This is a genomic window from Mesorhizobium sp. M1E.F.Ca.ET.041.01.1.1 (assembly GCF_003997355.1).
Classification (GTDB): domain Bacteria; phylum Pseudomonadota; class Alphaproteobacteria; order Rhizobiales; family Rhizobiaceae; genus Mesorhizobium.
Map to the genome: position 1 here is coordinate 1 of NZ_RZSL01000179.1, position 10302 is coordinate 10302.

Below are 10302 nucleotides of genomic sequence, written 5' to 3' on the forward strand. Positions count from 1 at the left end.
TTCTTCGACATGAAGGAGGTACGCTTCGCCAAGATGGGCATAGCCAATGTGTTCGGCGGCGCGGAAGTGCGCGCCTTCTTCCGGGCGCTGTTTGCCGATGCGCTGGCCGAGCAAAGGCCTTCCTTCCTGCTGCATGGGCTGGAAGTGGCCGGGAAGCCTCGCGCCGTTACCGGCTCCAGCCGCTCGGGCAAGCGCCTGATCTGCGAGTTCGGCGCAATCGCCGAGGACGATCTCGCCTTCACCAGCCCGGGCGACTTCCTGTTCTTCGACAATATCCAGGAAGCCTGCGAGCTCGGCTTCGACGTCTATGATTTCTCGGTCGGCGACGAGCCCTACAAGCGGCTCTGGTGCGACATCGAGGTCCAGCATTTCGAGGTGCTCGCGCCGCTGACGCTCAAGGGCCGGGCGCTGGCGACGGGGTTGCGGCAAGGGGCGCGGGCAAAGGCGTTCATCAAGAACAACCCGACGGTCTGGAAGCTGACCAAGATGCTGCGCCGCAAGGCTGCCGGACAAGCGGCGCCCGCTGTTGCCGAGGACGACAGTTAAAGCGCGTCGCGCCGAACCGAATCAGGCGACGCGCTTCAAGTCTTTGTTTTGATGCATGTCTTTCGCCGTCGATCTCCCGGTTGATACGGGCAAACAGGTCGAGGTCGAGACCTTGAAGAGCCTTGGGCGGAACCTATCGCCAGCCGTGAGGTTTTCGCACTCAGAAGGAGGAAAAGGCCATGGCTAAGTGCGACCAGTGCGGCAATGACTACGACAAGGCATTCCAAGTGAGCCTGGGCGGGCAAACCTATACGTTTGACAGCTTCGAGTGCGCAATCCACAAGCTCGCGCCGACCTGCCCTCATTGCAGCGTGCGGATCATGGGGCACGGCGTCGAGCAGGGCGATATCATCTATTGCTGCGCGCATTGCGCCGAGCAGGAAGGGGCCAAAGCTCTGGTCGATCGCGCGCCTTGACAGTTCTGTATCCGCCGGGTGCCTTCCAGATCTAACTACGCCGCCTGAACGATCTCGACCAGTTCAACGTCGAACACCAGGTCCTTTCCAGCCAAAGGATGATTGCCGTCGAGCTTGACGCTGGAATCGTCCACGCCGACGACCGTTACCTGCATGGCACGCCCTTCGCGGGTGCGGGCCTGCAATTGGGTGCCAACATCAACCTTGATGTTTTGCGGCACGCTGGCGCGGTCGATGGTTACGACCGCTTCGGGGCGATGGGGGCCATAGGCGGCGTCGGCGGGAACGGTAACGGTGCTTTTCGTGCCGACCTCCATGCCCTCGACATGCGTTTCGAGACCGGGAATTACCTGTCCTTCACCCAGCGTGAATTGCAGCGGTTCGCTGCCGGAAGAATCGAATTGAGTGCCGTCGACCAGACGTCCGGTATAGTTGATGCGTACAGTGTCGCCATTCTTGGCCTGTGTCATAGCAACCATCCTTTTGGGAGTTTGTGGGGGGACCGGCCTGGAGTTCACGGTCCCGCTATCGATCATCCACGCACGAAAAGTGCGCGGCGCGAAGAGCTAAACCTAGGGCCTCTGCTTCCGATGTAAAGTGCTGGGGCCGCCGAGAAAATGTCCGGGCTCGGCCTTGTACCTAAGGGCTGTCATACCCCGACACCGACTGAACCATGCTCGATTCGTCGCGGTCTCTTCCCGATACCTCAGGGCAATCGTTTAGCGGCGCGTGCAGAACAGCCCTGTTGGCGTTCAGCCTTATGCAGCCGAGCGACGTCCAGGCAACGGATTTCCAGGCTCATGGCCGACCGGCGTGACCAGGGTGACATCCGGATAGCCGTTCTCGATCAGTTTCACCGCGGCTTGCGTCACCTCTTCGTCGGCTTCGAGCATCGACAGGAAGACCTCCGTGCCGTCGCCGACGAGGCGGCTGATGCCCTGCGCATCGGCCGGGCCGCATTCGACCACCACGAGATCGTAGGCCGTTGTCAGCGACTGCATGATGATCGGCAGCCTGTCGGCGGCGCGCATAGCCTTGACCGGATCGGCGGTGCCGACGGGAATGACATGCGCGTCCGAATAGAGATCGGGGTGAATGACGTCGCTGAACTGCGCTTCGGACGCCAGAAGATTGGTGATACCGGGGAAAAGCCCGCTATCGAGCATCGGCCGCGATGCCGCGCCCGAAGCGGTGAGATCGAGCAGCAGCACGCGCAGTCCCGCATCCGACACTTCGCGCGCCACCAGTACGGCGGTAGCGGCGGCCTCGTCGCCTTCCGGCGAGACGAAGATGGCGCGCGCCGCACCCGAGCCGATCAGCTTTTCCGCCGCCCTGTCGACATCGATCTCCCCCAGCCTGGACCGCCACGGCTCAGGCGCTTCCGTCGCTACCGGGTCGTCAGGCGGTGCCGCCCTGGCGGCGCTCTGTCCGATCCGGTCGTCGGCGACCGAGTCGCCGCCGCCTGCATCCTCGGCTCGAATCTGGCGCCGGCGGCCGGACGCATGGCGCGGCCGGAGAACAATTCCTTCAGCAGCGTGCCGATCGCCATCAGCAGCAGCGATGCGGCCGCCGCGGCGCCCGTGATCGGACCGATCTTCGGGAAATAGGGTTCCGTCGGCACCTGCGCTTTCGACAGCAGACGAGCGTCCACAGGCAGATAATTGCGGTCGGCGCGCGAGGCCGCCTCGCAATAGCTCGCCATATAGGATTCGAGCTGCTGGCGCTGAGCATTGGCGTCACGCTGCAACGCGTCGAGTTGCACCTGCTGCTCGCCGGCGCGGGCCGAAGCGGCCTTTAGCTGGTTGACCTCCTGGACGAGCTGGTCCTCGCGAGCCTTGGCCGTCTGCGCCTGGGTCGCCAGACCCTTCAGGATCTTCTGCCCCTCGTTGCGGATCTGGCCGTTGAGATCGGCGAGCTGCGACTTCAGCGCCCGGATGCGCGGATGATTATCCAGCAGCGTCGTCGACAGGTCGGCAATGTTGGTCCTCAGTTCCACCTGCCGCTCGAGCAGGCGCTGGATCAATTCGGAAGACAGGACTTCCGGCACGCTGTCGAGCGTGCCGCCATTCTGAAGCGCCTTGCGCACGCTGTCGGCGGTCGCCTCGGCGGCGGCGCGATTGGCGCGCACCCGCGAAAGCTCGGTCGACAGTTCGGAAAGCTGTTGGGTCGCGAGCACCGAATTATTGCCGCCCATCAAGAGGTCCGATTGCGCGCGGTAAGCAGCGACCTTGGCTTCGGCCTCCTTCACCCGATTCTGCAGATCGGTGATTTCCGGGCCGAGAAAGCCGGTGGCGGCGGTGTTCGATTCCTTTTTCGCGTTGCCCTTGGAAGCAAGATAGGCCTGCGCGATCGCGTCCGCGACCCGCGCCGCAAGCTTTGGATCCTCCGAAGAGAACTCGACTGCAATAACGCGAGATTTTTCAACGCCGTAGACGTTGAGCTTATCGCGCATCGCCTTGAGCACTCGTTCTTCCGGCGAAATGTCGAAAGGATCGCTCTTCAAGCCGACCAGGACGAGGGCGCGGCTCAGCGCCGACATCTTCAGCGTCTCGTCGAATTCGGGCACTTTCTCCAGATTGAGATCCGTCGCCACCTTCTTGAGTATGTCGGGCGACGATATGATCTGGACCTCGGTGGCTACGGCCTCCTCGTCGGTTGCCGGCTTGTCATCATTGGTTGCGCCGGCCGGCCGCGTGAAGACCGACTCGCGCGGCCCGATCTCCAGCTTGGCGGTGGCCTTGTAATAAGGCGTGGCCAGCCAGGCGAAGGCAAACGCCAGCCCGGTGACCACGAGCGTGACGAGAACAATGCGCAGCCAGTTCCTCGCCAGACTGGCGAAGAGCTGCCTCAGATCGACATCGACATCTGCGGCCGCGGACTGAACGGACATGCATCCTGCTCCGGAACTTTGAGTCGAGGATAGACCGTAAACAACTATGGTAACTCACCCGTTAAGATCAGAACGCATGCTTATTAGAAGACACTCAAAGAACATCGGACGAAGGCAATAGAACAATTGGGTTTTTTGCCTGCCGTCACCGCTTCCGGGCACGGTCCTTTACCGGCCATTAACCCTAACAGGATGATAACGGGCGCACTTCCTGGGGTTGGCCGCAGCACTGGCGGCGAGAGCGACGAAGGTTCGTGTCCGATCATGAAAAGCACTGCTTATCTCTTTCGCGCCATGCTTGCCTTGTCGCTGCTCACCGGCTGTTCCAGCTACCGCCCGACACCCGCCGCCTTCCATGAAGTGCTCGACCAGCCCTACAGACTCGGCGCCGGCGACCGCATCCGCGTCACCGTGTTCGAGCAAGAAGGGCTGACCAACACCTACAGCGTCGACCAGTCCGGCTACATCTCCTTCCCGCTCGTCGGCGCCGTGCCGGCGCGCGGCCACACCGCCCAGCAGTTGGAAAAGGAAATCGCCGACAAATTGCGCCAGGGATATCTGCGCGATCCCGATGTGTCGGTCGAGATCGACCGCTACCGGCCGATCTTCGTCATGGGCGAAGTCGGCGCGGCGGGCCAGTATTCCTATGTGCCGGGATTGACCGTGCAGAAGGCGATCGCGATCGCCGGCGGCTTCACGCCGCGCGCCAACCAGGAAAGCGTGGACATCACCCGTGATATCAACGGCAAGGTTATGACCGGCAGGGTGCAGACATCTGACCCGCTCTTGCCCGGCGACACCATTTACGTCCGCGAACGGCTGTTCTGAAAACCAACGTGGCGGCTCACCTCCGCATCGTTCACTGTTTCCGCTCACCTGTCGGGGGAATCTTCCGGCACGTGCGCGACCTGACCGAGGCGCAGGTCGCCGCCGGCCATTCCGTGGGCATCGTCTGCGATTCGACCTCGGGCGGCGACTATGAGGAGCGGCTGTTCAAGGCGATGGAGGAGAGTTTAGCGCTCGGCATCCATCGCACGCCGATGCAGCGTCATATCGGGCCTGGAGATATGACGGCGGCCTGGCGCACCTATCGAATCATCAAGGAATTGCGGCCGGACGTGCTGCACGGGCACGGCGCCAAGGGTGGCGCGTATGCCCGTCTGTTCGGCTCACTGTTGCGGGTTTCAAGGTATCGCGTGGCCCGCCTTTATTCGCCGCATGGCGGCTCGCTCCACTATGACGAAACGACGGCCACGGGAAAGCTGTTCTTCGCGCTTGAGCGCTTCATGGCGCGCTTCACCGATTGCCTGCTGTTCGTTTCCGATTACGAACGGCGAACCTACCGCCGCAAAGTCGGCGAGCCGCCGGTTCCCAACACGCTGGTCTACAACGGCCTGCGCGCCGCCGAATTCGAACCGGTAGGAACGGCGGCGGATGCCGCCGATCTTCTCTACATCGGCATGATGCGCGACCTCAAAGGTCCGGACATATTCATCGACGCGCTGACGCAGGCAGGCAGCGAGATCGGCCGCCCGTTGAGCGCGGTGATGGTCGGCGACGGCGACGACCTGCCGCGCTACCACGCCCAGGTGGAGCGGCTTGGATTGAAGAGCCATGTCCGTTTCCTGCCGCCGATGCCAGCCAGAGAAGCCTTCGCGCTGGCTGGGCTGATCGTCGTCCCGTCCCGCGCGGAAGCGATGCCCTACATCGTGCTGGAGGCGCTGGCCGCCGGCAGGCCGATGATTGCGACTGCGGTCGGCGGCATTCCGGAAATCTTCGGCGAAGGCTCCCCTGCCCTAATACGGCCGGATGCGGACCAGCTCGCCGAGAGGTTGGGCACAGCTCTCAACGATCCCGACGCCTACCGGAAACTGATGCCGCAGGGCGGCGAGCTCAGGGCGCGATTCGGCGCTGACGTCATGGCGGCCGAAATCGAGAAGGCTTATTTCGCGGCGCTTCGCGGTTAGTCAGGTCGGAAGAGCCGCAAATCGTCGTTCGAAACCCGCAAGAACGTCCGCCTCGAACACGCTCAACGACCGGCCCCGTTCCCACAGCGCGGCGTAGGATTCCCGGTCGAGCTGCGCCGACAGGATGGTCTCGATCCGCTCCCGCTGAGCAGCTTCGGTAGGCTGCCGGCCGTCGGGCCAGTCATCGAAGCAATGATCGACAAATCCAAGCATGAGCGCGGCATCGTTCAATCTTCCGTCTCGGGCCGCGAGCTCGGTGGCATTTTGGATGATGCACCAGTGCCATGACGCATGGTCGCGCGGGAGATATTTCCACGCCTCGTCGATGGCTTCCCTTGCCGCCTCGGTATTGCCGAGCGCCATCGAATAGCAGGCGAGATTGCTAAGCTGAGCACCGAGTTCAAGCGAGCTGCCGCGTTCACGAAGGCTTGGCAAGATGCCTTTGGCGAGCGCAAACGCGCCTCGATGATCCTGTCTTCGGTGAACCATTTCAGCCAGATACATGGTCGACCGGAAGAGGCCACGCTCGTTTCCGCACGACCGATGCATCGCCAATCCCGCCTGGCACTTGGTCATTCCGGCGACCTCTTCTCCACCGGTCAACAGCCACAAACCAATCGAAACGAGCGCCCATGCCTTCAACTTTGATGACGGAAGTTTAGCCGACAGGGTCTCAAGCCGCGCGAAAATCGGGGCGGCCTCGGAACGACGGCCGGCGAAGTTGAGCGTGGTCCCAAGAAGAACGAGGGCATGCGACAGCAGCAGATCGTTTGCGTCGGCCTCGAATTGCCGCACCGCCTGCATCAGCGCCTCGATCGCGCGCAGGTCCTGGGAATTGATCCGCGCGAGCTCCCCAACGGCAAGGAAAAGGCGGCCGCGAAGCGACGGGTCGAGATCATCGGCGAAGGCGACAGCCGCCTCGGCAAACCGAAGGCCTTCGCCGGCGAGCTGAGCTTCTATCCAATAGCGATAGCTGGCGGCAGCCAAACCGACGAACAGGGCCCAGTCGGCGCTTGATCTGGCCCATTCAAGGGCCGAGCGCAGATTGTCGGTGTCCGGCCGATAGGCTGCTACCCAGGTTGCGTCCGGAACCAGCTCCCATCGTGCGAGGCTTTCCTCGAAGCGGCTCCGGACATGGTCCGCCAGGCGTGCCCGTGCATCTTGCTCTTCGTTCTGCCTGGTCAATTCCTGCAAGGCGAAGTGGCGCGTCGTCTCCAGCAATCTATAGCGGGTCCGATCTCCACCGTCGCGCGTAACCATCGATCGCCTGATGAGCTCCGACAAGTGGTCGTCGGCATGCTCACCGACCACGGCGCGAACACCGTCCAGCGTAAAGCTGCCCTGGAACACACCAAGCGCCCGCAGGGCCCTTTGCTCGCCCTCGGCAAGCAGCCCGTAGCTCCACTCAAGCGACGCCGCCAACGATCGATGCCGCCCCGGCGTGTCACCCCAACCCGTCGAAAGCTCCGCGAAGCGCTCGGCAAGCTGGCGGTCCACTTCGCCGAGGCCAAGAGTCGCCGATCTTGCCGCCACCATCTTGAGGGCAAGGGCGACGCCGTCGAGGCGAACGCAAAGTTGCCGCACGATAGGCAATTCGTCGACAGCAACAGTCTCGCCCTGCGCTTCATAGCAGTGGATGAGGAACATTTCGGCGGCCGAAAGACCGCTTTCGAAAGCTGCTTCGAGGCCGAACGGCGCGAGCCTGAAGACGTGCTCCCCGCTCAGCCCCAGCGGCACCTGCGAGGTCGTGACGATCCTCAGCTTCGCGGCTTCGGAAAGCAGGGAACGGACAATGTTGGCAACGGCGTGGGCAACGTGCTCGCAATTGTCGAGAACAAGCAGCCCGGCCAGTGGCCGCAGCATATCGACGATGGCGAGCAGTGGGGTGGTTTCGGTTCTGACCGGAATGCCGAGGACCTGCATGATCGCACTCTCGACGAAGCTGCCGTCGGGCACGGACGCCAGGTCGACAACCCAGACACCGTCTGGAAAGCCGCCGGCGAGTTCCTCGGCGGCTTTGAGGGCCAACGTCGTCTTGCCGACACCGCCCGGGCCCAGGGTCGTAACCAACGGATATTGGTTGACGAGTTCCACGAGGCTTCTGACTTCGAGGTCGCGCCCGATGCATTCCGGTCGGTAGCGAGACAGATTGCCACCGGAGCGGGCAGTCGGTGCCATGCGCTCCTGGATGCGCATGGGCGGTGGGCCAACATACCGGTAGCCACGGCCATGGACGGTCGCGACGAAGTTCGGGCCGAGGGCTTTCCTGAGCGCGGACATATGCACGTGAAGGGTGTTTTCTTCGACGACCGTGCCCGGCCAGAGAAGATCGAACAGTTCGCGCTTCTCGACCAGCACATTGGGGCGCTCAAGAAACACGAACAGCAAGTCGATGCTGCGCGCGCTGAGTTCAATCGCACCCTCCGGACCGTTCAGCGAACGCTCCCGCTCGTCCAGCACGAAATCGCCGAAGGACAGCGCCATCGCCAATCCTGAATTGACCTCACAGAAACGCTACAGAAGATTTCAGCATTGCATCAAGGACTTTCCGTCTACGCAGCCGCATCGTCCCGCCATGGCCATTGGAGAACGACGATGCAAAGCCTGCAAGCCATCCTCAAGCTTATCCCGCGCATTCTCGCTGCGACCATGGCGGCCGCGAGAAGCACGCTCGCGGACGCAGCGGCAAAACATCGGGATCGCCGCATCCTCGAGAGACTAAGCGCCGCCGAACTGGAAGACATCGGCCTCTGCCGTGGCGCGGATGGTGCGATCGACTTGCAACCTCGCTGCCCAGATGAATCCGAGCCCAAAGGCGGCGGCATCGAGACACTTTACGGCAGCCCCGCCATGGCGACCGCGATAGAGAAGGCCTAATTCGCAGGCCTAAACTTGGCCGACGCTAATTCGGTCCAGACGAAAGACCGTCAGTCGCCGCGAGCGACATACAGCTTCAAAACCACCGGTTGTTTCAAGGCTTTCTTAGCTCTCTTTTGCTATCCACTTTTGCGTAGCTCGCGGACAATCCCATGAACGAGATCGATCCCGCACACCGCTTTTCCATGGACGCGGTGCGCAAATTCGAGGGCCCGGCCGAGGGTCAGGCGCCCAGCGGCATCAACGACGTCGCGCGCCAGGTCGCTTCGCAGTACCGGCGCGATACGATGTCGCCGATCATGGTCAGCGGCGTGCTGCGCATGGTCGAATTCACGATGCTGTTCCTTTCGGGGCTCGGCCTCTATCTCTACTTTGTCGGCTTCTTCAACTACCTCGCCTGGCAATACCCGCTGTCGATCGCGGCGGCGTCGTTCCTCGCGGTCGTGCTGCTCGACGTCACCGACAGCTACCAGATCGCGGCGTTGATGCGCCCTGTCGCCAATTTCGGACGCGTGCTGCTCGTCTGGGCCAGCACCTTCGCGCTGATGGCGCTCACCGCCTTCGCCATGAAGGCATCGGAAGACTATTCGCGGCTTTTGTTCGGCACCTGGTTCGTGGTCGGCTTCGTGCTGATCTTTACCCTGAGACTCGTGATGTCCAGGCTGATCAGGCGCTGGGCGCGCGACGGGCGCATGGAGCGGCGAGCCGTCATCGTCGGCGGCGGCAAGTCGGCCGAGATGCTGATCCGCTCGGTCGAGAAGCAGCCCTACAACGACATCCGCATCTGCGGCATCTTCGACGACCGCGGCGACAAGCGCTCGCCGCCGATCGTCGCCGGCTACCCGAAGCTCGGCACCATTTCCGAACTGATCGAGTTCGCTCGCATCGCCCGCATCGACATGCTGATCGTGTCGCTGCCGCTGACCGCCGAATCGCGCGTGCTGCAGCTTCTGAAGAAACTCTGGGTGCTGCCGGTCGACATCCGGCTCTCGGCGCATTCCAACGCGCTGCAGTTCCGCCCGCGCGCCTATTCCTACATCGGCTCGGTGCCGATGCTCGACATTTTCGACAAGCCGATCAACGACTGGGACTCGGTCGCCAAGCGAAGCTTCGACATCATCTTCTCGCTGGTCGGCATCATCCTCTTCTCGCCGGTGATGCTCGCCACCGCGATCGCCATCAAGCTCGACAGCAAGGGTCCGGTGCTGTTCAAGCAGAAACGGCACGGCTTCAACAACGAGATCATCGAGGTCTACAAGTTCCGCTCGATGTACACCGACAAATCGGATCCGACCGCCAAGCAGACGGTGACCAAGAACGATCCGCGCGTCACCCGCGTCGGCCGCTTCATCCGCAAGACGTCGATCGACGAGCTGCCGCAGTTCTTCAACTCGCTGCTCGGCTCGCTGTCGCTGGTCGGGCCGCGGCCGCATGCGATCGCCGCCCAGTCGCACAATCTGCTCTACAACGAGGTGGTCGACGGCTATTTCGCGCGCCACAAGGTCAAGCCCGGCGTCACCGGCTGGGCCCAGATCAACGGCTGGCGCGGCGAGATGGACACCAATGAAAAGATCCGCATGCGCACCGAATACGATCTCTACTACAT

At 62.6% G+C, this 10302-nt stretch carries 11 protein-coding genes; 7 read left to right on the top strand and 4 right to left on the bottom strand.

Annotated features, from left to right (window positions below):
- Window positions 1-546 (top strand): GNAT family N-acetyltransferase (locus EOA38_RS16505; protein WP_127299702.1); only part of this gene is annotated, 546 nt, incomplete at its 5' end.
- Window positions 547-725: 179 nt separating this feature from the next.
- Window positions 726-962, top strand: coding sequence for a hypothetical protein (locus EOA38_RS16510; RefSeq protein WP_127299703.1), 237 nt, complete (start codon window positions 726-728; stop codon window positions 960-962).
- Window positions 963-997: 35 nt separating this feature from the next.
- On the opposite strand, the gene EOA38_RS16515 is transcribed toward EOA38_RS16510, so the two are convergent.
- The 3 genes from EOA38_RS16515 to EOA38_RS16520 all read right to left on the bottom strand — a co-directional run bounded on the left by EOA38_RS16515 (window position 998) and on the right by EOA38_RS16520 (window position 3852).
- Complete coding sequence (locus EOA38_RS16515; RefSeq protein ID WP_127299704.1) at window positions 998-1432, bottom strand: peptidylprolyl isomerase; 435 nt, start codon at window positions 1430-1432, stop codon at window positions 998-1000.
- Between the two features lie 288 nt (window positions 1433-1720).
- Window positions 1721-2194 carry a tyrosine-protein kinase family protein gene (locus EOA38_RS40395; protein ID WP_245480850.1) on the bottom strand — a complete coding sequence of 158 codons (474 nt, stop codon included), beginning with the start codon at window positions 2192-2194 and terminating at the stop codon, window positions 1721-1723.
- Between the two features lie 155 nt (window positions 2195-2349).
- Window positions 2350-3852 carry a GumC family protein gene (locus EOA38_RS16520; protein WP_245480851.1) on the bottom strand — a complete coding sequence of 501 codons (1503 nt, stop codon included), beginning with the start codon at window positions 3850-3852 and terminating at the stop codon, window positions 2350-2352.
- 264 nt (window positions 3853-4116) lie between these two features.
- On the opposite strand from EOA38_RS16520, the gene EOA38_RS16525 reads away from it, so the two are divergent.
- Window positions 4117-4680, top strand: a complete 564-nt coding sequence (locus EOA38_RS16525; protein WP_126094202.1) for a polysaccharide biosynthesis/export family protein — start codon at window positions 4117-4119, stop codon at window positions 4678-4680.
- Between the two features lie 8 nt (window positions 4681-4688).
- Window positions 4689-5819 (top strand): glycosyltransferase, encoded by a 1131-nt coding sequence (locus EOA38_RS16530; RefSeq protein ID WP_127299705.1) that lies wholly within the window; start codon window positions 4689-4691, stop codon window positions 5817-5819.
- On the opposite strand, the gene EOA38_RS40400 is transcribed toward EOA38_RS16530, so the two are convergent.
- A complete protein-coding gene (locus EOA38_RS40400; protein ID WP_245480852.1) occupies window positions 5820-7040 on the bottom strand; it encodes a hypothetical protein in 1221 nt (406 codons plus the stop codon).
- Window positions 7041-7103: 63 nt separating this feature from the next.
- Between EOA38_RS40400 and EOA38_RS40405 the strand changes: the two genes are divergently transcribed.
- The 3 genes from EOA38_RS40405 to EOA38_RS16545 form a co-directional block, all read left to right on the top strand.
- Window positions 7104-8315 carry a hypothetical protein gene (locus tag EOA38_RS40405; RefSeq protein ID WP_245480853.1) on the top strand — a complete coding sequence of 404 codons (1212 nt, stop codon included), beginning with the start codon at window positions 7104-7106 and terminating at the stop codon, window positions 8313-8315.
- Window positions 8316-8414: 99 nt separating this feature from the next.
- The gene (locus EOA38_RS16540) at window positions 8415-8696 is read left to right on the top strand and encodes a DUF1127 domain-containing protein (RefSeq protein WP_127299707.1); all 282 of its coding nucleotides are present in this window, start codon (window positions 8415-8417) and stop codon (window positions 8694-8696) included.
- A gap of 152 nt (window positions 8697-8848) precedes the next feature.
- Window positions 8849-10302 (top strand): undecaprenyl-phosphate glucose phosphotransferase (locus EOA38_RS16545; protein ID WP_127299708.1); only part of this gene is annotated, 1454 nt, incomplete at its 3' end.

Excerpts from the sequence above, each read along its gene's own strand:
- EOA38_RS16510 (WP_127299703.1), top strand. The coding sequence starts at position 726 with ATGGCTAAGTGCGACCAGTGCGGCAATGACTACGACAAGGCATTCCAA.
- EOA38_RS16515 (WP_127299704.1), bottom strand. The coding sequence starts at position 1,432 with ATGACACAGGCCAAGAATGGCGACACTGTACGCATCAACTATACCGGA.
- EOA38_RS16520 (WP_245480851.1), bottom strand. The coding sequence starts at position 3,852 with ATGTCCGTTCAGTCCGCGGCCGCAGATGTCGATGTCGATCTGAGGCAG.
- EOA38_RS16525 (WP_126094202.1), top strand. The coding sequence starts at position 4,117 with ATGAAAAGCACTGCTTATCTCTTTCGCGCCATGCTTGCCTTGTCGCTG.
- EOA38_RS16540 (WP_127299707.1), top strand. The coding sequence starts at position 8,415 with ATGCAAAGCCTGCAAGCCATCCTCAAGCTTATCCCGCGCATTCTCGCT.